Origin of the sequence: Chromobacterium indicum, assembly GCF_039708975.1 — a bacterium.
GTDB classification, from domain to species: Bacteria; Pseudomonadota; Gammaproteobacteria; order Burkholderiales; family Chromobacteriaceae; genus Chromobacterium; species Chromobacterium piscinae.
The window spans coordinates 77,811-102,470 of record NZ_JAYFSJ010000007.1 but is presented as its reverse complement, the minus strand read 5'-3'; the positions used below and the strand labels follow the sequence as shown (position 1 = coordinate 102,470).

The following is a 24,660-nucleotide window of genomic DNA, read 5'->3' as shown; positions in this document are numbered from 1 at the left end:
CGGGCGCAGACAACACGAGAACAACAAAGGGGGTAGCATGGAGTACAGAAAGAACAGCATGAGCCGGATCGCCGACAAGGTGGGCCGCCTGCCGGTGGGCTGGCGCAGGCCGGTGCTGTCGATGATGTTCGGCAAGATCGTTCCCTTTCTGTCCACGGCCGGGCTGCGGTTCGAAGAGGTTGGCCATGACAGGCTGACGGTATCGATCCGCAACCGCAAAAAGGTGCAGAACCACATCCGCGGCGTGCATGCGGCGGCGATGGCGCTGCTGGCCGAGACATCCACCGGTTTCGTGGTGGGCATGAACATGCCGGACGACAAGCTGATGCTGCTCAAGTCGATGAAGGTCAACTACGTCAAGCGATCCCAGGGCGATATGAAGGCCGTGGCGATGCTGACGCCGCAGCAGATCCAGACCATGTACGAGCAGGAAAAGGGCGAAGTGCTGGTGGAGGTGCTGGTGACCGACGAGTCCGGCGAGTCCCCCATCGTCTGTGAGATGCTGTGGGCCTGGGTTCCCAAGAAACGTCCGGAGGCGAAAGCGGCATGATCAATCTGCAAACCCTGTCAGCGGAGCTGGACGATAAGGTCGCTCTGCTGCGTTTCAACCGTCCCGACAAGGCCAATGCGCTGAACCTGCAGATGTGGCAGGACTTGCGCGCCGCGCTGGATTGGGCCGATGGCGAGCCCGGCGTCCGCGCCGTGGTGCTGGCCGGCAGCGGCAAGCATTTCTGTTCCGGCATCGATCTGGCGATGCTGGTGGGGTTGCAATCCAGCATCCAGGACGAGTGCGAAGGCCGCAAGCGCGACAAGCTGCGTCGCTTGATCCTGGACCTGCAGGACTGCGTGAACAGCCTGGAGCGTTGCCGCAAGCCGGTGATCGCCGCGATACACGGCGCTTGCCTGGGCGGCGGCCTGGACATCGCGCTGGCGGCGGATTTCCGCTTCGCCGCGGAAGGCGCGGTGTTCGGCGTGCGCGAGGTGGACCTGGGCATGGTGGCCGACGTGGGCTCGCTGCAGCGCCTGCCGCGCGTGGTGGGCGAGGGCGTGGCCCGCGAGCTGGCGCTGACCGGCCGCGACATGGTGGCCGAGGAGGCGCTGGAGGTAGGTCTGGTCAACCGCGTGGTGGCGGATGCCGACGCCGTGCTGGCCGCCGCGTTGCAGAGCGCGAAGCTGATCGCGGGCAAGTCGCCGCTGGCGGTTCGAGGCAGCAAGGAAGTGATGAATTACAGCCGCGACCACAGTGTGGCGGATGGGCTGCAGTTCGTCGCCGGCTGGAACGCGGCGATGCTGATCTCGGAAGACATCCAGAAGGCCGGCATGGCTGCGATGATGAAGCAGCAGGTCAGCTTCCGGGACTGAGGACAGAAAGAAGTCCCTGCCTTCCGGCAGGATGGTTTCCTGCCGGAAGGGAGTCGTTTTCAAGGTGCTGGCCGGTCGCAGATCCGCCGCATCAGCCATTCCAGCGGGCCATGGCGGAAGCGCTTGGACCATAGCCAGGCGAAGGCTACGGCGGCAGAGCAATACAATGCCGCCGCCGCCGGCACCCGCGCGAGCTCGCCGCTGTCCAGCCATCCCATTTCCTCCAGAACGCCCATGCCGATCAGGATGTGGGCGATGTACAGAGTCAGCGTTTGCCGACCCGCAGCCAGCAGCGGCGCGAGCCGGGCGGCCAAGGCTGGGCGCGATGCCAGCGCCAGGCAGCCGCCTATCGCCGCGCTGGCGATGCCGCCTGCGTTCAGCATGTACAGCGGCCCGGGCGGCAATGGCTTTGTTCCCAGAAATGGCGAAAGCCGAGTGGGCGACAAATCTTGCAGCCAGGCCGACAGCAGGCCGCTGGCCAACGCCAGCAGCGCGCCGCCCGCCATCAGTTTCCATTGCGTGTCAGGGCGGGCCAAAGGCTGCCGCGACAGCCATAGCCCCCATATCGCAAAGCCCAGCCAAGGCAAGACCGGATGCCAGCCATTGAGCAGCAGGTTGCGCGCGAAGCCAGCCGGCGTCCAGAAGCCTTCGTAGCTGAGGGTGTCCCAGTTCCAGCCGTGTCCATAGTCCAGCGTTAGTTGCATGGCGAAGGCCGCCGCCAATGTCAGGCACAGCGCGGCCAGCAGCCATCGCTCAGGCAGTTTCAGCAGCAGGCAGGCGGCGAAGAAATAGAAGGCGTAGTAATGGATGATGTCGGCGGGGAATAAGGTGAAGTTGAGCAGCCCGACCGCCAGCAGGAACACGGCGCGCCGGCAGGTCTGGCTTATGGCCTGGATGCGAGCCAGCCGCGCGGTGGCCAGGCCCAGGCCAATGCCGGCCAGGGTGACGAAGGTGGCGGCGGATCGCCCCTCAAAGAGTGAGAACCAGGGCAGCAGCGGGTCTTGGCCGGACGGGAAGGGCGCGATCGCCAGGCGGAAGTTGACTAGCACCATGCCGATCAGAGCCAGGCAACGGGCCAGGTCCAGGCCGTCCAGGCGGTTGGGGCGCGGGGTCATCGTTTTCCTCCCGCGGGCGACAACAGCTTGTCGATCAAGGCGGAGATGTCAACGTCGTCCAGTTGTGCGCCCAACAGGGCGCGATTGACGGCGCAGCCTTCCAGCGCGTCCAGCAACCAGTGGGCGCAGGCGGCAAAGGGCAGGCCATTGTCTACGTCTCCCTGTTCGGCGCCGCGGCGCAAGGCATCGGCCAGGGCGCTGGCCAGACGGCGGCGGTTGGCTGCGAACAGCCGGGCCAGCTCGGCGTCGCGCGCCGCTTCCGCCAGCACTTCGGCGGTCAGGCTGACGTCTTCCGGGCGCTCGCACAGCCGCAGATAGCGTTCGGCGAAATCCCGGATGGCGGGGCCGGCTAGGTCTGCCGCCAGCGCATCGATCAAGTCCTGTTTTTCCAGCGCTTCCATCGTGGCGATTTCCGCGATCAAGGCCTGCTTGTTCGGGAAGTGGTTGTACAGATTGCCCAGGCTACCGCCGGCGGCGTCCGCGATGTCGCGCATGCCGGTCTGATGAAAGCCGGAGGCGATGAAGCAGGCGAGCGCCGCCTCGACGATCTGGCCGCGGCGGTTTTCGGTTTGCTGCGGGCGCTTGGGCATCATGAGGTTTCCTCTGTGGCAAGGTGACTTTCTCAATCATATAGTGAACGAACGTTCATTCAATTTTTGGCATCAAAAAACAGCGAGGAATGGCGGATCCATGTGGCGGAAAACAAAATAAGCGTCAGAGCGCCTGCGATGCGTGCTTGAGGTGAGGATATCCCGGCGTCAGCAGCATCTGGCCAGATTTTTCATGCAGAGGGAGCGAAGAAGGCTGCGCCAAATCCAGCTGGGGAGGTGTTCTTGCAAGACTGAGGGGAGGCCTCGGCTGGCCAGCAAAATGAAAAGAGGCGCCGAAGCGCCTCTCTTGTGTTGCGGAGCCGGGGGCTGCGTTTATTTAGCCTCGCCGCCGACGGTGGACACCACTTCCCACTTGCCGTTCTTCACCTGGTAGACGGTGACGGCGCCGTTCTTGATGTCGCCCTTGTCGTCGAAGGCGATCTTGCCGGTCACGCCCAGATAGTCGGTTTTGCCGACTTCAGGCAGGTAGGTCTTGGGGTCGTAGGACTTGGCGCGCTTCATCGCGTCCACCAGCACCATCACAGCGTCGTATTCGAACGGCGCGTAAATCTGCACGTCGGTGTTGAATTCCTTCTTGAACTTCTCGTCGAAGGCCTTGAAGCCGGGCATCTTGTCGCGCGAGATGCCGCAGCTGGACGCGTATTGGCCTTCGGACGCGTCGCCGGCCAGCTTGACGAATTCCGGAGTCTGCCAGCCGTCGCCGCCCATCAGCTTGGCCTTCAGGCCCAGGCGCTGCATCTGCTTGGCCAGCGGACCGGCTTGCGCATCCATGCCGCCGTAGAACACCAGATCCGGGTTGGAGGCCTTGATCGAGGTGAGGATGGCGTTGAAGTCGGTGGCGGTATTGTTGGTGAACTCGCGTTTCACTACCTGAGCGCCCTTGGCCTTGACTGCGCCTTCGAACTGGTCGGCGAGGCCCTGGCCGTAGGCAGTGCGGTCGTCGATGATCGCGATCTTTTTGGCGTTCAGGGTGCCGGCGGCGAATTCGCCCAGCGCCTTGCCCTGCTGCACGTCGTTGGCGATCACGCGGAAGGTGGTCTTGAAGCCTTGCTTGGTGTAGTCCGGGTTGGTGGCGGACGGGGAAATCTGCGGGAGGCCGGCGTCGGAGTAGATCTTGGAGGCCGGGATGGTGGTGCCGGAGTTCAGGTGGCCGACCACGCCGACCACGCCTGCGTCCACCAGGCGCTGCGCGACCTGGGTGCCGATTTTCGGATCGCCCTGGTCATCCTCGGATACCAGTTCGAACTTGACCTTCTTACCGCCGATTTCCACGCCCTTGGCGTTCAGATCTTCGATGGCGAGCTTGGCGCCGTATTCGTTGTCCTTGCCCAGATGGGAGATCGGGCCGGACATCGGCGAGACTTGGCCGATCTTGACCACAGTTTCGCCGCCGGCAGCGGCTTGGCCCGGAGCGGAGGCGGGCTGGCTGCCCGTCGCCGGTTGTTCCTGCTTGCTGCAGGCGCTCATGGCGATGACGGCGGTGGCGATCAGGCTGTAGCGAGCGTATTTGTTCATTGAGAGTTCCCCTGAATCTTATCTGCGTAGACTTTGATGATCTCTTTGGTAAACCAACAACACCATTAAGAGGCTGTTAGTTGCGACTGATTATGGTGACCAGTTTGCGAGGGTGTCAATCTGGCCCGAAGCGCACTCAATGAATATAGGACCAATCTTGGCATTTTGCGGCAAACAAGTTGAAAACGGGCGTATGGCCATTCGGTCATACGCCCGTATTTTAAGCCTATCCGACTGATTTTAAAAGATTTGTGCGGCGCGATTAAAATCAGCGGGACATATGTTGATGTCAGGAGGATGCCCCCATGTCATGGGCTAGAGCGGCTCTTTTTCGGCTATCTTCTGTCACGATTTCTGTCCATCCAGCCAGATTGTTACTGACGATCGCGGCGAGAGAGGTTATCCATTGCGGGTCTTCGTTCAGACAGGAGATGTAGCGGAATTCGCCACCGCCGCTGCTCAAGAAGGTTTCCTTGCCTTCCATCGCGATTTCTTCCAGCGTTTCCAGGCAGTCGCCGACAAAACCGGGGCAAACGACGTCCACCTTGGCGGTTTTCGCTTTGCCCAGCCCCGCCAGCACTTCGCTGGTATACGGTTTCAGCCATTCGGTGCGGCCGAAGCGGCTTTGAAAACTGATGACGTATTGATCCGCCCTCAGCTGCAGCGTTTCCGCGAGCAGCCGGCCGGTTTTCTGGCATTCGCAATGGTAGGGGTCGCCCTTGTCGCGGGTGAAGCGCGGCACGCCGTGGAAACTCATCACCAGCTTGTCCGGCTGCTGGCCGTATTGCCAATGCTGGCGTATCCGGGCGGCCAGCGCGGCGATATAGCCGGGATCGTCGTGGAAGTGCCGCACCGTGCGCACGTCCGGCATATTGCGCAGCCGGGTCAGCGCGCGGAAGGCTTCGTCCAGGGCGGTTCCGCTGGAGGAGGCGGCGTATTGCGGATACAGCGGCAGCAGCAGCAGCCGCTCCACGCCTTGCTCCCGCATTTTGCCGATCACGCTTTCGATGGACGGATTGCCGTAGCGCATCGCGTAGTCGACTACCAGGTCGCGCAGGCCCATTTCGCCCAGCTGCCCCTTCAGCAGTTTGGCCTGGCTTCGGGTGTGGGTCAGCAGCGGCGAGCCTTCCTTGGTCCAGATGCTGGCGTATTTTCGGGCCGATTGCTTGGGGCGGGTATTCAGAATGATGCCGTTAAGAATCAGCCACCACGGCAGGCGTGGAATCTCGATCACGCGCGGATCGGACAGGAACTGCTTGAGGTAGGGCCGCAGCGCCTGGGCGGTGGGGGCGTCGGGTGTGCCCAGGTTGATCAGCAGCACGCCGGTCTTGGGCGTGTAGTCGTGGCGGAACGCGGGTTCGGGCAGATAGCGGGGCATGGCCATCCTTTATTATGGGAAAGCGGGCGTCGCGGCAACGGCGCCCGTGAGGTCTCAGTCTTCTCTGGCCGGCGCCAGCACGGTGCGGTTGCCGTTGCTTTCCATCGAGGACACCAGGCCGGCGGCCTCCATCTGCTCGATCAGCCGGGCTGCCCGGTTGTAGCCGATGCGCAGGTGGCGCTGCACCGAGGAGATCGACGCTTTGCGGGTCTTCACCACGATGGCGACGGCTTCGTCGTACAGCGGATCGGATTCGCCGTCGGATTCGCCATCCAGGCTGCCTGCCGCGGAGCTGTCGTCGCCGTCGGCCTGGCCGGTGAGGATGCCTTCGATGTAGTTGGGCTCGCCGGTGGTCTTCAGGAATTCCACCACGTGGTGCACTTCCTCGTCGGAAACGAAGGCGCCATGGACGCGGTTGGGGTAGCCGGTGCCCGGCGGCAGATACAGCATGTCGCCCTGGCCCAGTAGCGCCTCCGCGCCCATCTGGTCCAGAATGGTGCGGCTGTCGATCTTGCTGGACACCTGGAAGGCGATCCGCGTCGGGATATTGGCCTTGATCAGGCCAGTGATCACGTCCACCGACGGCCGCTGCGTGGCCAGGATCAGATGGATGCCGGCGGCGCGGGCCTTCTGCGCCAGGCGGGCGATCAGCTCCTCGATCTTCTTGCCGGCCACCATCATCAGATCGGCGAGCTCGTCTATCACCACCACCACCAACGGCAGGGTGTCGAGCGGCTCCGGCGTTTCCGGCGTCAGGCTGAACGGGTTGGGGATTTTCTCGCCGGCCTTGTCGGCGTCCTTGATCTTTTGGTTGAAGCCGGCCAGATTTCGCACGCCGAGCTTGGACATCAGCTTGTAGCGGCGCTCCATCTCGCCCACGCACCAGTTCAACGCGTTGGCGGCCTGCTTCATGTCGGTGACCACCGGCGCTAGCAGGTGCGGAATGCCTTCGTACACCGACAGCTCCAGCATCTTCGGGTCCACCATGATTAGCCGCACTTCCTGCGGCGTGGCCTTGTACAGCAGCGACAGGATCATCGCGTTGATCGCCACCGATTTGCCGGAGCCGGTGGTGCCGGCCACCAGCACGTGCGGCATCTTGGCCAGGTCGGCCGACACCGGCTGGCCGGCAATGTCTTTGCCCAGCGCCATGGTCAGGCGGGAGGCCATGTTCTGATAGCCGTCCGAGCCGACGATTTCGGTCAGCTTGACGATCTGGCGTTTTGGATTGGGCAATTCCAAGCCCATATAAGTCTTGCCCGGTATGGTTTCCACCACGCGGATGGAAACCAGCGACAGCGCGCGTGCTAGATCCTTCATCAAGTTGACGATCTGCGCGCCCTTGACGCCGACGGCAGGTTCGATCTCGTAGCGGGTGATCACTGGGCCGGGATAGGCGGCGATCACCTTGACGTCCACGCCGAAGTCGGCCAGCTTGCGCTCGATCAGCCTGGATGTGTATTCCACTGTTTCCTGCGATACGGTTTCCAGCAGTTCCTTGGGCGTGTCCAGCAGGCTCAGGCCGGGCAGGGCGGCGTCTTTGGGGTCGGCGAACAGCGACTGCTGAACTGGCTTCTGGGCTTTGGCCGACACCGGCACTTCCAGCACCGGCGGTTCGATGCGCACGGGAGCGGTTTCCTCGATCTTCTTCTTGGCGACCGACACCTTTTCCTCGCGCTTCTGCGCGGTTTCCTTGCCGATCTCGCGGTCTTTCTTCGCCTGCCAGCTCTGCCACAGGCCGACCACGCCTTCCTCCAGCCACGTGCCGATGCGCTCCATCAGATTGAGCCAGGACAGGCCGGTGAACAGCGAGAAGCCGATGGCCGACAGCACGCCCAGCAGCAGATAAGAGCCGGACAGGCCCAGCCCATGGGCGATGCCCTTGCCGATGAAGTGGCCGAACATGCCGCCGGCGTCCAGCGGCAGCTTCAAGGCCTTGCCGTCCAGCACGATGGCTTCGAAGCTGGAACTGGATACCAGTAGCAACACGAAGCCGCCGACGGCGGCGGCGGTGATGGGATTGAACTTGAAGCCCAGGCTTTCAATGCGGCGGTAGCCCCAGCCTATCGCCACCAGGCAGAACACCACCAGCCACCAGGTGGAAAAGCCGAACACGTACAGCAGCATGTCCGACAGCCAGGCCCCGAACGCGCCGCCGTAATTGCGGACGGTGGGGTCGGAGGAGCTGTGCGACCAAGAGGAGTCGAGCGGGGAGTAGCTGGCAAGCACCAGTACAAGGTAGACGGCCGCCACCGCCATCAGCAGCCACCATGCTTCGCGAAGCAGGGAGACCAGCTGAGGCGGCAGCGGGGTCTGGTTGTTCTTGACTACGGCTTTGCGCTTGAAAAATCGCATTTTTTTCATATTTGGCTATGACAGCTGATGATTATAGCCTGATGCGAAGCTTTTCACCTTACCGAGGATACAGCGCGCCTAGCACGCGGGGGCCCTGCGCGCCGGTTACGGAGGGCAGATTGCCGGCTTGGCGATGGTCGAAACGCCAGCCCAGCCAGGCGAAGGCGATCGCTTCGATCAACTGAGCGGGCAGTCCCAGCGCTTCGATCGCGCTCACCTGCTGGCCAGGCAGCAGACGGGCTATCTCGGCCATCAGCGCGCCGTTGCGGGCGCCGCCGCCGCAGGCGTAGACCGCCTGGTTGCCGGAGCAGTGCCCCAGGATAGAGTCTGCGATGCTGCGGGCGCTGAAGGCCAGCAAGGTGGCTTGCACATCTTGGGCAGAAGGCGCGGACGATAGCGCGGCCAGCTTTCCGGCCAGCCATTCGTCGTCGAACAGATCGCGGCCGGTGCTTTTGGGCGGCGGCTGCGTCAGATAAGGTTCGGCCAGCATCGCGGCCAGCAATGGCGCATGGACCGCGCCGCCGGCGGCCCAGCGGCCGTCGTCGTCGAAGGGTTGGCCGGTGTGGCGCAGACACCAGGCATCCATCAGCATATTGCCGGGTCCGCAGTCGAAGCCTATCGCTTCTTGGCCGTCATGCAGCCGGGCGATGTTGCTGATGCCGCCGATATTCAGGATCACGCGTTTTTCGTCCGGGCTGGAGAACGCGCTTTGCTGGAAGGCGGGCACCAGAGGCGCGCCATGGCCGCCGGCGGCGACGTCGCGGCTGCGGAAGTCGGCGATCACGTCGATGCCGGACAGCTCGGCGAGTCGCGCCATATTGCCGATCTGTATCGTATAGCCATCGTGCGGCGCGTGGCGCACGGTCTGGCCGTGGCAGGCGATGGCGCGGATGTGCTCTGGTTGGCGGCCCGATTTTTCCAGCAGCTCGCGCGCGGCCTGGGCGTAGATTTCAGCCAGCCGGTTGGCCAGCATCTCCGCTCGGTGCAGCTCATCATGGCCGCGCGGCTGCAGCGCCAGCACGGCGGACTTCACCTCAGCGGGGTAGGGGACGACGTGATCGGCCAGCGGCTGGGGCCGGCCGGCGTCGTCGAAACGGACCAGCGCGGCGTCGACGCCGTCCAGGCTGGTGCCGGACATCATTCCAATATATAGGTCTGTCATCAATCGATTTGGGCAACGTTGACCGGGATGTTCTGCAGCAGGTCGAGCCGCGCGCTCAGCACCTTTTTCTTGGCGTCGAACTGCGCGAGCTGGGTCTTGCTCAGGCCCGGCGTAGGCAAGGCGTTGGTGGCCGGGTCCACCGGCTGGTCGTTGACCCGCACCTCGAAGTGCAGGTGGGCGCCGGTGGAGCGGCCCGTGCTTCCAACATAGCCTATCACATCGCCGGCTTTGACCTTGCCGCCTGCCTGGATGCCCTTGCCGAAGCCGCGCATGTGGGCGTACAGCGTGGTCAGCTTGGCGTTGTGGCGTATCATCACCACGTTGCCGTAGCCGTTCTCGCGCGCCACTTTGACCAGTTCGCCGTCGGCTGGCGCTACGATGGGCGTGCCGGCGCTGGCGGCGTAGTCGATGCCGGAATGCATGCGCAGCGAGCGCAGGATGGGATGCATGCGCAGGCCGAAACCCGAACTGATGCGGGCGCTGGCCACCGGCTGGCGGCTGAAGCCCTTCTTGACCGGCTTGCCTTCGCTGTCGTAGTAGGCGCCGCTTTCGCTGTCATGGGCGAAATAGAAGGCCTGGTGCAGCTTGCCGGCGCGTTCGATCGATACCGCCAGTAGATTGCCGCTGGCGATGGAGGTGCCGGCATAGACCATGGTTTCATACACCAGATTGATGCGGTCGCCAGTCTTCAGGCTGGAAAGTTCGAATTGGTCGGAGAACACTTCGGACAGCTGGTTGCGGATGTCGGCCGGCACGCGGGCGGCGGCCAGCTCGGCTGCGGCGTTGCGCTTCAGCGTGATCGAGCGCACGGTTTCCACGCTTTCCGCGGCCACCGGGTCGGCGCTGGCCTGCCACTTGCCGTCGCGCTTCTCCAGCGCCACCAGCAGCTGTTCGCCGTTGTCGTCGTCCTGCAGGAAGCGCAGGCCGAACAGTTCGCCGGCGTCGTTGGTCTGCACCGTCAGCGTGGCGCCGACTTTCAGCTTGAGCAGATCCTTGGCCACCGGGCTGGTATACAGAAAGGCGCGGGCTTCGTTGTCGCGCACGCCCAGGCGGTTCAGCACCCGGGCCACGGTGTCGCCGCGCTTGACCGCTTCGTCGCGCCAGTAGCGGGTCTGGCTGTCGGCGAAATGGAATTCCGGCAACGCCAGCCGTTCAATGACTTGTTGCTGCTGCACCTGCTCGGGCAGGGTTTCCTTGGCGCCGTTGGCCACGGCGAAGGCGGTGGCCGTGCCCAGCAGCGGCAGGCAGGCGGCGATGCCGAGCCAGCTCAGGTGGTGGTTGACCAAGCGGCTGGCGCACTTTTGCGGGATGTGTAGCAGTTTGCGATAATCCATCACTTTTCCGGGCAGGCGCCGCCTGCCTATGCAAAATATTGATCCGATTCCAGCGCATGCATGCGCCAAAATCATGTTTGGTAGGCGGCTAGCGCGATAGTTCCGGCAAAAGACGTCAGTGTGCCGCAGAATGATGCGCGAGCCAAATGACCAGCGGCCAAAATGGCCGCCATTCCCAACCCATCTGGCAAGAATATGAAATTAACCCTGTTGTTACCCGGCCTATGCTGGCTGGACGCCCATGACGGCGCGGAGGTAGGCAAGGGGCTGAGTGTGCCGGCGCTGCAACAATTGCTGGGCAAGGGCGCGCTGCGGCGGAGGGAACAAAGCCACGCCGAATGCCTGAGCCGGCTGTGGGGCGCCGCGCCGGCCGGTTTGGCGCGGATAGCCGCCGCTGAAGCCGGCCTGGACGCCGAAAGTGGCGACTGGCTGTTCGCCGATCCGGTGCATTTGAGGGTGGATCGCGACCGGGCGCTGCTGGCCGATGTGGGTGTGATGCAGGTGAGCCAGGACGAAGCCGTCAAGCTGACGGATGCCTTGAGCCGACACTTCGGCGAAGATGGCCTGAGTTTTCATCCGGCGACGCCGGGCCGCTGGCTATTGCGATCCGACAAGCCGCTGCGCGCGCGTTTCACGCCGCTGTGGGACGTGGTGGGAGAGGACATCAACCGCCACCTGCCGCAAGGCGATGATGGCCTGGCCTGGAGCCGGATGCTGAACGAGCTGCAGATGCTGTTGTATACCCAACCGATAAATGACGAGCGCGAAATGAGAGGTGAGCTGGCCGTGAACAGCGTGTGGCTGTGGGGCGAGGGCGAACCCGGTACGTGGCGCGCGCCCGCCGCCAGACTGCTGGCCGACGACGAGGCGCTGCGCCTGTTGGCGGAACGTTCCGGCATGCGCGTAGACGCCGCGCCGTTCGCCTTCGAAGGCCTGGAGCCTGGCGATGATTGCCTGCTGGCGCTGGACGCGCTGCAGGCCGCCGCGCAGTATCGCGACGCCTGGGGTTGGCGCGAAACGCTGGAGCGGATGGAGCGCGACTGGTTCGCGCCCATGCTGTCCGCGCTGCGCCGGGGCCAACTGGAGCAACTGACGCTGATCGCCACCGGCCCGGCCGGCTTCGAGCTCACGCTCAAGCCGTCCGACCTGTGGAAGTTCTGGAAACGCGCGCTGCCGCTGGCTGCGCTGTACTAGAAGAAGATATGTCGCAAATCGTCACTCGAGAAGTGCCCGCCGAACTGCAGCATAAGCTGCTTGGCCAAGGGCTGACCCCGCTGCAGGCGCGGCTGTACGCCGCCCGCGGCATCGCCGACAGCGAAGAGCTGGACTACGGCCTGAAAGGCCTGCTGCCGTATCAAAACCTGAAGAACGCCGAAGCGATGGCCTGCCGCCTGGCCGATGCCATCGCCGCTAAGCAGCGCCTGCTGGTGGTGGCCGATTACGACGCCGACGGCGCCACCGCCTGCGCGGTGGCGGTAAAGGGCTTGTCGATGCTGGGCGCCACCATCGGCTTCATCGTTCCCAACCGCTTCGAGTACGGTTACGGCCTGACGCCGGAGATCGTCGAACTGGCGGCGCAGAAACGGCCGGACATCATCGTCACCGTCGACAACGGCATCGCCAGCGTGGCCGGGGTGGACGCCGCCAAGGCGCGGGGCATCGAGGTGCTGGTGACCGACCACCACTTGCCGGGCGACACCTTGCCCGACGCCTTGATCGTCAATCCCAACCAGCCCGGCTGCGAGTTTCCGTCCAAGAATCTGGCTGGCGTCGGCGTGATGTTCTACGTGCTGATGGCCTTGCGGGTGGAGATGCGCCGGCGCGGCGTGTTCGACGAGCAGACCCAGCCCAATCTGGGCGTGCTGCTGGATCTGGTGGCCTTGGGCACGGTGGCCGATGTGGTGCGGCTGGACCGCAACAACCGCACCCTGGTGGAGAATGGCCTGAAACGGATGCGGGCCGGGCGGATGGCGCCGGGCATCGCCGCCTTGTTCCGGGTCGCGGGCCGCGCCCACTACAAAGCCAATACCTTTGATCTTGGCTTCACGCTGGGTCCGCGGCTGAATGCGGCCGGCCGGCTGGACGACATGAGCCTGGGCATCGCCTGCCTGTTGGCGAGCAATGAAGAGCAGGCGGTGCGGCTAGCCCAAGAGCTGGACAAGCTCAACCGCGAGCGGCGCGGCATCGAGGCGGGCATGCAGGATGAGGCGCTGGCGGCGTTGTCCGGCATCGACGCAGGCAACCGCTACACGCTGACCCTGTACCGCGACGACTGGCACCAAGGCGTGGTGGGCATTGTTGCCTCGCGGCTGAAGGAGCGCTTCCACCGGCCCGTCATCGTGTTCGCGCCCGGAGACGAGGGCGAGATCAAGGGATCCGGCCGCTCGATCCCCGGCTTCCACCTGCGCGACGCGCTTGACCTAGTCTACAAGCGCCACCCGGGCCTGATCCTGAAGTTTGGCGGCCACGCGATGGCGGCCGGCCTGAGCCTGGACGAAAGCCGCTTTTCCGAATTTCAGCAAGCCTTCGAAGCGGTGGCGCGCGAGCTGATGGATGAGAAGCAACTGACCCGGATGATAGAAACCGACGGCAGCCTGCCGGCGCGGGACGTCAACTTGCAGCTGGCCGAGACGCTGGCTGCCGAGGTGTGGGGGCAGGGCTTCCCGGTGCCGTACTTCCACGACCAGTTCATGGTGGTGAACCAGAAGCTGGTGGGCGACAAGCACCTGAAGCTGCGGCTGGCGCGCGAAGGCTGCGAATTCGACGCGATGCTGTTCAACCACGCCGACTGGCTGCCGGACCGCATCCAGGCGGTGTATCAGCTGATCGCCAATGAGTGGCAAGGACGCAAGGAGCTGCAGGTGTATCTGCAGCACTGGGCCGCAGCTTGAGCGCCATGGATAGGGATGTTCGAGCCAAATCGCTGGTTCTGACCGGCGGCCCCGGCGCGGGCAAGACGTCTTTGTTGATGGCGCTGCAAGGCATGGGCTTTCCGGTTCTGGACGAGGCCGGCCGGGCCGTCATTCAGGATCAGCAGCGGATCGGCGGCGGCGCGCTGCCGTGGGTGGACCCGGGCGCGTTCGCCGAACAGATGCTGGGCTGGGCCATGCGCAATTTCCGCATGGCCGAGCGGGAGGCAGGGCCGGTGTTTCTGGATCGGGGCATTCCGGACATCATCGGGTATCTCGAGCTGATCGGGCTGCAGGTTCCCGCTCACTTGGAGAAGGCCGCTAGCGTTTTTCGCTACGATCAAGTGTTTCTATTGCGGCCTTGGCCGGAGATTTTCGCGCAGGACAGCGAGCGCAGACAGACCTGGGAAGAGGCGGTGCGCACCTGTGAGGCGATGGAGCGTGTTTATGCCCGCCTGGGATATCCATTGACGGAAGTGCCGCAAGGCACGCTGGAGCAACGGGCGGCTTTTGTAATCAATCAGATGGGCAAATAGCGCGGCTGGCGCGATGGGGTGTGTTTGATGGAAATGCTGGTGATCGGCCTGTTGTTGGGCCTGCTGGGCGGCGGCGCCGCGGCCTGGGCCGCGCGCGGAAGAAGCGTCAGGGAGCTGGACACGCTGCGGCAGCAGACCGCGGGCTTGCAGGCGCAGCTGGATGCGCTGCGGCCGCAACTGGAAGAGGCGAGAGGCCGGGAGCAGGAGGCGGGTAGGGCCTTGCAGGCGCAAAGCCAGCAGCTGGCCGACAGCCAGACCCAACTGGGCGCTTATGTCGCCCGCGCCCAGCGCGTGCCGGAGCTGGAAAAGCAGTTGCAGGAGCGAGAACAGACGGCGGCGGCCGCGCAGCGCGAGTTGCGCGAATTGGCCGCGCAGCTGGCGGCGCGCGAGGAGCAAGGCCGGGTGCTGGAGGCGTTGGAGTCGCGCAGCCTGCAGCAGGGGCAGGACATTGTGCGTCTGAGCGCGCGCGAGCAGGAGTTGGCCACGCAACTGGACAACGAGCGCCGGCAGAGCCAGGAAAAACTGGCTCTGCTGATGGAGGCGCGCCAGACATTGTCCGACCAGTTCAAGGCGCTGGCCGGCGACATCCTGGAAGAGAAATCCAAGCGTTTCACCGAGCAGAACCAGCAAAACCTGGGCACGCTGCTGAATCCGCTGCACGAGCGCATCCAGAATTTCGGCAAGCTGGTGCAGGATACCTATGACAAGGACAGCAAGGAGCGGCTGACGCTGGAGACCGAGCTGAAACGCCTGCAGGAGCTGAACACCCGCCTGGGCGACGACGCCGTGGCGCTGACCAACGCCCTGACCGGCGCCAGCAGCAAGGCGCAGGGCACCTGGGGCGAGATGGTGTTGGAAAAAGTGCTGGAAACCTCCGGCCTGACCAAGGACCGCGAGTACCGGGTGCAGGTGTCCGATACGCTAGAAACCGACGATGGCAACAAGCGCTACCAGCCGGACGTGGTGATAGACCTGCCGGAGGGCAAGCAGCTGGTGGTGGACTCCAAGGTGTCCTTGAACGCCTATGTGCGCTACACAGCCGCCGACAGCGACGACGCGCGCGAGACCGAGCTGAAGGGCCATATCGCCGCCATCCGCGCCCATATCCGCACGCTGTCGGAAAAGCGCTACCAGGATCTGTACAAGCTGAACACCCTGGATTTCGTGTTCATGTTCATTCCGGTGGAGCCGGCCTATCTGCTGGCGGTGCAGCACGATATGAGCTTGTTCAACGAAGCGTTCGAGCGCCGCATCATGATCGTCGGCCCCAGCACGCTGCTGGCCACGCTGCGCACGGTCGCCAGCATCTGGCGCTATGAGTACCAGAACCAGAATGCGCAGGAGATCGCGCGCCAGGGCGGGGCGATGTACGACAAATTCGTCGGCTTCGTCGCCAATATGGAAAAGCTGGGCAAGCAGCTGGATACCAGCCGCGACACCTTCTCCGACGCGATGAAGCAGCTGTCCAGCGGCCGCGGCAATCTGATGACCAGCGCCGAGAAACTGCGCAAGCTGGGCATCCGCAATAACAAGCAGCTGGCGGCCCAGCTGCGGCTGGAGAGCGGCGAGGACGCGGACGAAGAGCCGGTCGAAGAGTGATCGGGGGCAGGGCGGCGGCATCGAAAATACATTGCCATGCCGCCTTGCGGATCTGATTTTCAGAAACAGCCGATGACCGCCCAGGCGAAAACCCCATAAAGGCCGCCAACCATCACCAGCGCCCGGCCGTCTACCGCGCCGCGCCGAAAATTCAACCAGAGAAAAGCGACAGCCAGCGCCGTGATAGCGCCGGCGGCAAGCAAAGGGCCATCAAACAGCCAAGGGGTGAACATCAGCCCCAGCGCGCTGGGAATGGTGGCTTGAATCATCATCGCGCCGGAAATATTGGCCAGCGCCAGCCGCTCCTTCCCTTGGCGCACCCAGATCAACGCATTCATGATTTCCGGCAGCTCAGTCGCAACCGGGCTGAGCAGCAAGGCTGTCAGATGCGGGGACCAGCCCATGGCCAAGCCAATGGCTTCAAGCTGGCCGACAAAGGCATGGGAAGCCAGGCCAATGACGCTCAAAGCCAGCAGAGTCTGAATACAGGGCCAGGCCAGCGAGGTTTCTCCGGCGGAAGGGCGGATTTTCAACGGTTCCAGGTCTTCCTCTCCCGCCGCGGTTTCCGCATCTCGTATTTCACGCCAGACATAGACGACGTAAGCAGCCAAAAACGCCAGGCCAAGCCAGGGCTTGATGGCAAAAGCAAACAAGCCCAATCCAACCTTCAGCGCGAACACGGCAAAGAAAACAGCCTGATCCCGGCTGAGCCCGGCATGGTCCGCTTGCGTTTGTCCTGAAGTGCGTCCCAACCGTTTTCGGTTCAAGAGAAGAGCTAGCCCGACAACGGCGTAGGCCAGAGTGGCCAGAACCAACGGCCCGCCCATCGCCGCGCCGACGCCAAGGCTTTTTTGTTCAGGCGTGCTGCCGAATGCCACGGCCATCAGCGTTACCGCGCATTCCGGCAGCGCGGTCCCGAATGCCGCAAGCACCGAGCCTATGGCGGTGGCGCCCAAATTCAAGCGGCGGCCCAGCCATTCGACGCCGTTGACGAAATATTCGCAGGCGGCATAGATCGCGCCGGCGGACAGGAAAAACAGAGCAAACGTGACAAACATGAAAACCATCCAGCCGGGCAAGCGAAAACCGATGGCGCGCGACACGGCTTGCCCGGCTGGCAAACGCATCGCGGCCAAAGGTCTTGCCTGGCTTGCCTTGCTGAAAACAGCACAAAGGCAAACTGCCCACACCATGAGACATGCGATCTCAAGCTTGTTGACGCGGGCTTTCCGGACCGGCCGGAAATGGCTACTCCCCAATGACTGAGGGGAAGATGCTACCAGCTTTCATTAAGTAGTCCTTGATGTGATTGTTCGTGGGTTGTTACATGATTTTGGCGATGTCGCCTCTACTTTTGATTGGCATGCGTCTCAGGTAGCGGATCAGCATGGCGTTTTCTTTTCGGCGCCACCGTTTTCTTCATCCGAAGCGGCAGACACCTTTGCGGTTGACGGCTGTTGTCACCAAGACACCACAGCGGCAAAGCGGAATTCTCATTGTCATATTGTGTGCAGATTGTGCGAGTTGAATTTGCGAAAAATGAGAATCAGGGGGAATTTACAAGGGATTTCTGGCTATGTTTGCGTTTGGATTTCCATCCGATACAAATCAATGCATTTACATAGTTAGTTTTTTTACCTTTTTTTTGCAAATGATCACGTAATTATTTTCCAGTCGGATAATTGATCAATTTCTCATCAAGACCCATTGCTGGTTTGTTCATATATTCCAGCTAGGCGTGAATGACTGCCTGGCTGGCTTGGGTGTTGTTCATCGTTTTCATGAGTTATCGCGCTTTTCCTGGGCGTGAATCTGGTTGAACGCAGCCTGGAGTGCGAGCTGCGTGATGTGGCATTGGGTTGAGTGGTTCGACTAACACGAAATGGAATAGTTAGTATTTCTATTTCACTTGCAATCTGATTTGCAGTCGATGTGTGCAACGACGCCTCAATATGGAAGACCAGCATGTTCTACGACTTCTATTTTCCGCTTGTTTCCGCGCTATCCTCCCCATCCTTGCCGGAGGGCATGTGGGTCAAATTACGCAATGCCAGATTTCTTTCGGCCTCCATGGACTTGGTGCGCCACGTCCAGGATGGCGAGGGAGGGCAGGATGCCTCGTACTGGCTGCAACTGCACGCGGACCTGCAGTTGGCGATGGGTTTGGAGTGCGATGCCGAAGAATCGTACCGGCAAGCCTGCCGGGCGATGCGAGCCTCAAAAGAGGAGATGCGGGCGCTTTCCTCCCGCAATATGGGATGGCAGCAATTGTTTCGCCGCCGTTTCAGCACGGCTATTGGGTGCTTCACTCGGTTGGTGAACGAACCGGACATTGATCCCCGCCGCAGGGTCGAGGGGATGTTCGGCATCATGAGCATCTTGTTCGAGCTGGGCCATCTGAACGATGCCGAGGATATGTTGAACGAAATCGCCGCCAAGGCGGAGGAACTGCCGGCTTCCGATGAGGAGCGTTCGAACTGGCGCGGCCTGATCCGGGCGATGTACGCGGACTTGGCCGTGCAGCGCATGCTGCGCCATGCCCCCCAGCTATCCGACCACATCTATTGGCATTCTGGAAGGCTGAACGATTTCATGGCCTTGCGTGACGCGCCGGAGGGCGTTCCGCAGTGCGCGCGCGGCAGCAACGATATCGAGCTGCCGGTGCTGAGGGCGCGGCTGGACTTCAAGGAATCATTGAATCGCTTGGCCAATGGCAACAAAGAGGAGCGAGACAGGTTGCTGGCGCATCTGGATTGGGCTGATTCGAATAGCCTCAAAGCGTATCAAAACTCCCTGCGGCAGGAAATCGCGCTGGCCAGCTTGGTTGGCGATTACCCGCAGTTGGCGGAAATGGTGTTGCGGCCATTGAACGCCGACGCGCGCGCCGGAAGCGGCCATCGCCAACTGGAAACCTTGTACTGTCTGTCCAAGGTCAATCAGGCCCAAGGCTATACCGATCGCGCACGCCAGTTGTACAGCAAGTATGCGATGGCCGCGGCGCATTGCATTCGGGAGGGGGCGGGAGTGGTGGCGCAGAACGGTTCCAAGAACCATGGCCAGGGGGTCAGCAATGACATTACGGCGAGGCTGCCGGCCAAATATCGCCGCGCTTACCAATACCTGCTGGACAATTTGGAGCGCAGCGACCTTTCCATACGCGAGATCGCCGTGGAAATCGGGGTCACGGTTCGCGCTCTGCAAAATACTTTCCGCAGCAATCTGGGCTCCACGCCATCTGAAATCATTCGCCAGGAGCGGATGGTCAGAATACGGCGGGAGCTGCAAAGCGATGATTCAAAGGTGGGGCAGAAGGTGAGGGAGGTGGGCAACAAGTGGGGCGTGCCAAATCGATCCACCCTGCTGAATGCATACAAACGGCAATTCAATGAAGCGCCATCCCAAACATTGAATCGAAAGTGAAGCTATTTTGGGGCGAGCGTTTATGTAACATGCTGAGTCTGGATTGACAAGTCGATACTGACCTAAGTGACAGGTTGTTTTCTGGGGTTGTTGTTTCAGTGATGGCTGTCCTTTCGAAAATGACATCGATGTTTGGCATTTTGGATAATGCATGAAAAAACTCTTGCCATTAGTAATTATGCGACTTTATATTATGCCGACCAGTTCTTTTCATATGCCGTTTCAGATTGGATAGCCTTGGCATTTGAGCTGGATCAAGTGAAGCGTTCTTTTCATGCCATCAAATTGCCTGGCTTGGCCGCCGGCCTTTCATTTTCAGGGCTGGCGGCGGCATCGTTTTTCCTTTATTCCTCGATTTTCTTTTGAGAGGGAATTGTCGCTTGAATGGCGATGGCTGGATTCGCATTGCGCCAAAATAGATCAAGCGTTTGAATGAGGCTGCGAAAGACTGGCGGTGCCGATGGTGTCTCAGCAATAGAATTGCATTCGCAAAGAGGGTTGAAAGAATATGTCTCAAAAGCAAGACCACCTTGCGAGCCAGCAATTTATCTTTGGCGACTTTGTATTGCAAGCGGATGGCGTGTTGCTGCATCGTAATCTGCAAGTCGATATCCCACCGAAGGAACTGGCGGTTCTGACTGCGCTGCTGCAGGCCTCGGGCGCGCTGATAAGCAAGAACGAACTGCTGGAGAAAGTCTGGCTGGACGGGGATGTCGCGCAGGAGTCCTTATGCCGCTGCATCTACGCTTTGCGGCGTATTCTTTGCGAGAACAAAACCAACCGTTACATCGAAACCGTCTACGGCAAGGGTTACCGATTCTGCCGGCATGTGGCCTTCGTCTCCGCGCCGCCTCAGCAGGCTAGGCGCTACACCCTCGCTATCTTGCCTTTCCGCTCCGATGCGCCGCTGGAGGCCGAGGTCCTTCATACCGAGCTGGTGCAGCATCTTTCAGGCTATGCGCCGTCCCATCTTTCGGTTCTGCCGGCAAGCCTGACCCGGGACTGCCAGGACATGGACAAGATCATGTCCATGGTTGATCGATTGGCCCCCGATTACTATCTCGCCGGCCAGATCCATCGGCATGACGAAAGCTGTCGTTTGAACCTGGAGCTGGTACGGACCGAAGGACACCGGGTGCTGCTGCATGACAATGTGCAGTTGCCGCAGGACCTGCCGGCCGCCGCGCTTCGCGCCCACTTGGGGCGACTGGTGGTGCAATGCGTTCCGGCGCTGCAGGGCACGCCGGGCGAGGTGGCCGAATTCCGATCGATGGAGGCCGCGATCGCTTATTTGAACGGCCGGAACGATCTTCAGCAATACACGCCGGCCAGCCTGAAAAGAGCATTGGCCCTGTTTTGCCAACAGGTCAGCGCCAGTTCGCGTGAAATCCAGCCTTATTGCTGTCTGGCCGAGTGCTACCTGTCCATGGCTCAGTTGGGCCTGTTCGATCAGGAGCAGGCGATCGAACGGGCCTGGCAGCTGGTCAGCAAGGCGGTTGAGCTTAAGGCCGATCATCCTCAGGCGCTCAGCCTGCTGGCGAGAATCAGCAGCTTGCGCGGCCAATCGGTCATCGCGGAGACGCTGTTCCGGCAGGCAAGGCTGCTGGCGCCGGATTCCATCGATATCTATTACCACTATGCCTGGCACCTGTTTCTGTGCGGCAAGCTGGAACAGGCTCAGCATGAGTTGGACTGTTGTCTGGGGCGAGATCCGTCTCGCATCGCCGCCAGCATTCTCAAGGTGTGGATCTCCTACTGCCAACACGATTTGGAAGAGGCCATCGCATTGGGAATGCGGCAGTTGAATCAGCATGGCCAGGACCATCCGGTGCTGCAAAGCAATCTCGGCCTTCTGCTGGCGGTGAAGGGCGACCTCACCGCTGCGGCCGAACTGGCCGGCCGCGTCCGCGATTCCGGCAACGAGGTGGGCATGCTCGCCGCGCATAATCTGTATATCCGCAGCAGAGTGGAGGGGCCGTCGGCCATTCCCGCCATTCGTAGCTACCTGCGCGGCATCGACAGCCGCCATGTGCGTTCCAGCTTGTTGCCCCTGGTTCTGGAAATCGACGGCGTGGAAGCGGCTCAGCTTTATTGGCAGGCGCTGGAGAAGGAGGGCTACGTGTGGCTCCGGGTTTGGCGTTTCGACCCGCGTTTGCAGCCGCTGTTTTCCGGCGGCAACATGGCGGTGTAGTTTCCGCGATTCATTCCGGCGGCAGGCTGTGTCCGTCATTGTCGTCAGCTCCCGTCACAAAGCTGGGCCGGTTTTTGCCGGCCCAGCTGTTTTTTATGCCGTTTACGATGCCAAGGCCGCTTGGGCCGAGCCCTTCTTTGCGCCTTGCCGGTCGGCGCCTAGCAGCAGGTAGGTGGCCGGCACCACGAACAGTGTGAACAAGGTGCCGATGGACAGGCCGGCGAAGATGACGATGCCCATCGCGTTGCGCCCCGCCGCGCCGGCGCCGGAGGCCAGCACTAGGGGCAGCACGCCCAGAGCCATCGCCGCCGTCGTCATCAGGATGGGACGCAGCCGGATGCCTGCCGCTTCTTCCAAGGCTTCCCGTTTGCTCCGCCCTGCGCGCTGCAGCTCGTTCGCGTATTGCACGATCAGAATGCCGTGCTTGCTGATCAACCCCATCAGCGTGACCAGTCCCACCTGGGTGTAGATGTTGAGCGTGGCGAGGCCGACGTTGATGAAGACCATCGCGCCGAACAAGGCCATCGGCACCGACACCAGGATGACCATCGGGTCGCGGAAGCTTTCAAACTGCGCGGCCAGCACCAGGTAGACGATGATCGCCGCCAGCAGCAGCACGATGACAAAACCGCCGGTTTCCTGCATGTACTGGCGGGATGGCCCGGAGTAGTCCACCGAGTAGCCGCTGGGCGCCACTTCAGCCAGCGTCTTGCGCATGAAGTCCAGCGCCTCGCCCTGGGAAAGACCGATCAAGGGCACGCCGGACAGCGTGGCCGAGTTCTGCTGCTGGAAGCGGTAAATGGCTGCGGGCGCCACTTCCTGCTGCAGATGGGCGACCGATGAGGCCGGGACGATGCCGCCGTTCGGCGTGCGCAGCTTGTAATCCAGAACCTGGGACGGATTCAGCCGGTCGCTTTGCTTCATTTGCGGAATGACCTTGTAGGAGCGGCCGTCGATGGAGAAGTAATTGACGTAGGCCCCGCCCAGCGCCGCGCCCAGCGCCTGCCCGACATCGCTCTGGGTCATGCCCAGCATGGCGACTTTGTCGCGGTCTATTACCAGCGTCGATTGCGGCCGGTCCACCTTGAGATCGGAGTCGACGAAGAAGAATCTCCCGCTCGCCTGCGCCTTGGCCAGCACGGCCTGCGCCACGCTGTTCAGCTTGTCCACCGGCTCGGCGGTGCGGATCACGAACTGCATCGGCAGCCCCTGGGCGCCGGGAAGGGAGGGGAGCTGGAACGCGGCGACCCGCGCGCCCGCCACGGCCGACCACTCCTTCTGCATTTCCTGCTGAAGCTTGGTGGCGCTCAGCTTGCGCTCGTCCCAGGGTTTCAGCAGCATGCCGCCTATGCTCTGGTTGACGGTCGGCGTGCCGGTCATCTGGAACATCTGCGCATACTCAGGCCGCTTTCTGGCGATTTCATACACCTGGTCGGCATAGGTCTGCATCTGCTGGATGGTGGCGTTGGGAGGGCCCTGGACATGCGCCAGCACGATGCCCTGATCCTCCTGCGGCGCCAGTTCCGACATCGCGGTCATGAACAGATAGATCAGGCCGCACAAGATCAGGCCGCCCATCGCCACCCACACCTGCCAGGTGTCCAGCGCGCTTTTCAGCATGCGCTCGTAGCGGAGCTGAATGCGTTCCATTCTTCGGTCCATGAAACGGGCCAGCCGGCCGGGCTGGTGGCCGGCGCGCATCAGGCCTGCGCTCATCACCGGCGACAACGTCAGCGCGATCACGCCCGATATCGTCACCGCGCCGGCCAGCGTGAAGGCGAACTCGGTGAACAGCGCGCCGGTGAGGCCGCCCTGGAAGCCGATGGGCATGTAGGCGGCGATCAGCACCGCCGTCATGGCGACGACCGGGCCCGCCAGCTGCCGCGCTGCCAGCAGCGAGGCCTCCAGCGCCGACAGGCCGTCTTCGCGCATGTGGCGGTCCACGTTTTCGATGACGATGATGGCATCGTCCACCACCAGGCCGATGGCCAGCACGAATGCCAGCAGGGTCAGCAGATTGATGGTGTAGCCCAGCATCTGCATGATGATGAAGGTGCCGATCAGCGACAGCGGAATGGCGATCACCGGCACGATCACCGCGCGCATATTGCCCAGGAACAGGAAAACCACCGCCGACACGATGATGAACGCTTCGATCAAGGTCTTCACCACCTCGTTGACCGAAATATTGATGGCGTCGGTGGCGTCGAAGACGATGCTGCTCTTCAGGCCGGTGGGCATCTCTTTCTGCAGCTCGGGGAAGGCCGCGCGCACGCGTTTGGCCACGTCCAGCGCGTTGGCGCCCGGGGCGACCTTGACGCCGAGGAAAACCGAACGCTTGCCGTCGAAAGACACACTGGAGTCGTAGTTGTCGGCGCCCAGCACCACATTGGCCACGTCGGACAGGCGCACCAGCGCGCCGTTCTCCTGCTTTATCACCAGCTTCTTGAATTCATCCACCGAGTGCAGCTCGGTGCCGGCGTTCAGGTTGACGCTGACCATCTGGCCCTTGGTCGCGCCCAGCGTCGTCAAATAGTTGTTGCTGGCCAGCGCGGCGTAGACTTCGTTGGCGGTGACGTTGTGGGCGGCCAGCCGGGTGGAGTCCAGCCAGGCTCTCAGCGCGAACTGGCGGTCGCCCAGCATCTGGGTTTTCTGCACGCCTTCGATGGAGTCCAGCTTGGGTTTGACCACGCGCAGCAGGTAGTCGGTGATGCGGTTGCCCGGCAGCTCGTCGCTGTAAAAACCCAGATACATCGCATCGGTGGTCTGGCCTATCTGCACGTTCAGCGTAGGCTGCTGCGCTTGCTGCGGCAGCTGGTTCTTCATCGACTGGACCTGGGTGTTGATTTCGGTCAGCGCTTTGTTGGGATCGTAGTTCAGCCGCAGCGTGGCGACGATGGTGGACATGCCGCTGGAGCTGGTGGACGAGATGTAGTCCACGCCTTGGGCCTGGGCGACGGCGCTTTCCAGCGGCTGGGTGATGAAGCCAGCCACCGTGTCGGCGCTGGCGCCGTAATAGGCGGTGCTGATGGTGACGATCGCATTCTCGGTCTTTGGATATTCGCTGACTTTCAGCGAGGAGAACGCATGCAGCCCAAGCACCAGGATCAATAGATTGAGGGTAATGGCCAGCACTGGCCGGCGGATGAAGATGTCGGTGAATTTCATCTGGC

Annotated in this window: 19 protein-coding genes and 1 riboswitch; of the genes, 9 read left to right on the top strand and 10 right to left on the bottom strand. The window is 62.3% G+C overall.

Features of this window, described 5'->3' with window-relative positions; translation table 11 throughout:
* Positions 1–37: 37 nt before the first annotated feature.
* Positions 38–550, top strand: coding sequence for a DUF4442 domain-containing protein (locus VA599_RS10930; protein ID WP_346788590.1), 513 nt, complete (start codon positions 38–40; stop codon positions 548–550).
* Positions 547–1,362 (top strand): crotonase/enoyl-CoA hydratase family protein, encoded by an 816-nt coding sequence (locus tag VA599_RS10925; RefSeq protein ID WP_021479069.1) that lies wholly within the window; start codon positions 547–549, stop codon positions 1,360–1,362. Before VA599_RS10930 ends, VA599_RS10925 begins: the two co-directional genes overlap by 4 nt.
* Before the next feature lie 59 nt (positions 1,363–1,421).
* On the opposite strand, the gene VA599_RS10920 is transcribed toward VA599_RS10925, so the two are convergent.
* From VA599_RS10920 to VA599_RS10890, 7 genes are all read right to left on the bottom strand, one after another.
* Positions 1,422–2,477, bottom strand: coding sequence for a DUF418 domain-containing protein (locus VA599_RS10920; RefSeq protein ID WP_346788589.1), 1,056 nt, complete (start codon positions 2,475–2,477; stop codon positions 1,422–1,424).
* Positions 2,474–3,070 (bottom strand): TetR/AcrR family transcriptional regulator, encoded by a 597-nt coding sequence (locus VA599_RS10915; protein ID WP_346788588.1) that lies wholly within the window; start codon positions 3,068–3,070, stop codon positions 2,474–2,476. The genes VA599_RS10920 and VA599_RS10915 overlap by 4 nt, the downstream gene beginning before the upstream one ends.
* A 330-nt stretch (positions 3,071–3,400) precedes the next feature.
* The gene (locus tag VA599_RS10910; protein WP_021479066.1) at positions 3,401–4,603 is read right to left on the bottom strand and encodes a branched-chain amino acid ABC transporter substrate-binding protein; all 1,203 of its coding nucleotides are present in this window, start codon (positions 4,601–4,603) and stop codon (positions 3,401–3,403) included.
* A 289-nt stretch (positions 4,604–4,892) separates the two neighbouring features.
* A complete protein-coding gene (gene hemH / locus VA599_RS10905; RefSeq protein ID WP_346788587.1) occupies positions 4,893–5,981 on the bottom strand; it encodes a ferrochelatase in 1,089 nt (362 codons plus the stop codon).
* A gap of 54 nt (positions 5,982–6,035) precedes the next feature.
* The gene (locus VA599_RS10900) at positions 6,036–8,336 is read right to left on the bottom strand and encodes a DNA translocase FtsK (RefSeq protein WP_021479064.1); all 2,301 of its coding nucleotides are present in this window, start codon (positions 8,334–8,336) and stop codon (positions 6,036–6,038) included.
* A gap of 58 nt (positions 8,337–8,394) precedes the next feature.
* On the bottom strand, positions 8,395–9,498 hold the full coding sequence (locus VA599_RS10895) for an anhydro-N-acetylmuramic acid kinase (protein WP_346788586.1): 1,104 nt from the start codon (positions 9,496–9,498) through the stop codon (positions 8,395–8,397).
* Complete coding sequence (locus VA599_RS10890; protein WP_346788585.1) at positions 9,498–10,832, bottom strand: M23 family metallopeptidase; 1,335 nt, start codon at positions 10,830–10,832, stop codon at positions 9,498–9,500. The genes VA599_RS10895 and VA599_RS10890 overlap by 1 nt, the downstream gene beginning before the upstream one ends.
* Before the next feature lie 195 nt (positions 10,833–11,027).
* Here VA599_RS10890 and VA599_RS10885 point away from each other — a divergent pair, with 195 nt between their 5' ends.
* Genes VA599_RS10885 through VA599_RS10870 form a run of 4 tightly spaced genes read left to right on the top strand, consistent with a single transcriptional unit; the run spans position 11,028 to position 15,876 of the window.
* Positions 11,028–12,026 carry a hypothetical protein gene (locus VA599_RS10885; protein WP_346788584.1) on the top strand — a complete coding sequence of 333 codons (999 nt, stop codon included), beginning with the start codon at positions 11,028–11,030 and terminating at the stop codon, positions 12,024–12,026.
* An 8-nt stretch (positions 12,027–12,034) separates the two neighbouring features.
* Positions 12,035–13,723: a single-stranded-DNA-specific exonuclease RecJ gene (recJ, locus tag VA599_RS10880; protein ID WP_104947248.1), complete on the top strand. Its 1,689-nt coding sequence runs from the start codon at positions 12,035–12,037 to the stop codon at positions 13,721–13,723.
* Between the two features lie 5 nt (positions 13,724–13,728).
* Positions 13,729–14,277 carry an AAA family ATPase gene (locus tag VA599_RS10875; RefSeq protein ID WP_346788723.1) on the top strand — a complete coding sequence of 183 codons (549 nt, stop codon included), beginning with the start codon at positions 13,729–13,731 and terminating at the stop codon, positions 14,275–14,277.
* Between the two features lie 27 nt (positions 14,278–14,304).
* Positions 14,305–15,876, top strand: coding sequence for a DNA recombination protein RmuC (locus VA599_RS10870; RefSeq protein WP_346788583.1), 1,572 nt, complete (start codon positions 14,305–14,307; stop codon positions 15,874–15,876).
* A gap of 59 nt (positions 15,877–15,935) precedes the next feature.
* Here the strand turns inward: VA599_RS10870 and VA599_RS10865 are convergent, their stop codons facing one another.
* Entirely contained in the window at positions 15,936–17,003 is a 1,068-nt protein-coding gene (locus tag VA599_RS10865; RefSeq protein WP_346788722.1) for a sodium:calcium antiporter, read from the bottom strand.
* Positions 16,980–17,145: riboswitch (yybP-ykoY riboswitch) on the bottom strand. Its footprint overlaps the gene before it by 24 nt.
* A 696-nt stretch (positions 17,146–17,841) precedes the next feature.
* Between VA599_RS10865 and VA599_RS10860 the strand changes: the two genes are divergently transcribed.
* Together VA599_RS10860 and VA599_RS10855 are read left to right on the top strand one after the other, a co-directional pair.
* The gene (locus VA599_RS10860; RefSeq protein WP_346788582.1) at positions 17,842–19,296 is read left to right on the top strand and encodes a helix-turn-helix transcriptional regulator; all 1,455 of its coding nucleotides are present in this window, start codon (positions 17,842–17,844) and stop codon (positions 19,294–19,296) included.
* Between the two features lie 147 nt (positions 19,297–19,443).
* Positions 19,444–19,662 (top strand): hypothetical protein, encoded by a 219-nt coding sequence (locus VA599_RS10855; RefSeq protein WP_158677646.1) that lies wholly within the window; start codon positions 19,444–19,446, stop codon positions 19,660–19,662.
* Here VA599_RS10855 and VA599_RS10850 read toward each other — a convergent pair.
* Positions 19,577–19,888, bottom strand: a complete 312-nt coding sequence (locus tag VA599_RS10850) for a hypothetical protein (RefSeq protein ID WP_346788725.1) — start codon at positions 19,886–19,888, stop codon at positions 19,577–19,579. The two genes, VA599_RS10855 and VA599_RS10850, sit on opposite strands and share 86 nt — an antisense overlap.
* On the opposite strand from VA599_RS10850, the gene VA599_RS10845 reads away from it, so the two are divergent.
* Entirely contained in the window at positions 19,805–21,487 is a 1,683-nt protein-coding gene (locus VA599_RS10845; protein ID WP_346788581.1) for a HilA/EilA family virulence transcriptional regulator, read from the top strand. The genes VA599_RS10850 and VA599_RS10845 overlap by 84 nt on opposite strands.
* A 102-nt stretch (positions 21,488–21,589) precedes the next feature.
* On the opposite strand, the gene VA599_RS10840 is transcribed toward VA599_RS10845, so the two are convergent.
* Positions 21,590–24,655: an efflux RND transporter permease subunit gene (locus tag VA599_RS10840; RefSeq protein WP_346788580.1), complete on the bottom strand. Its 3,066-nt coding sequence runs from the start codon at positions 24,653–24,655 to the stop codon at positions 21,590–21,592.
* Positions 24,656–24,660: the final 5 nt, after the last annotated feature.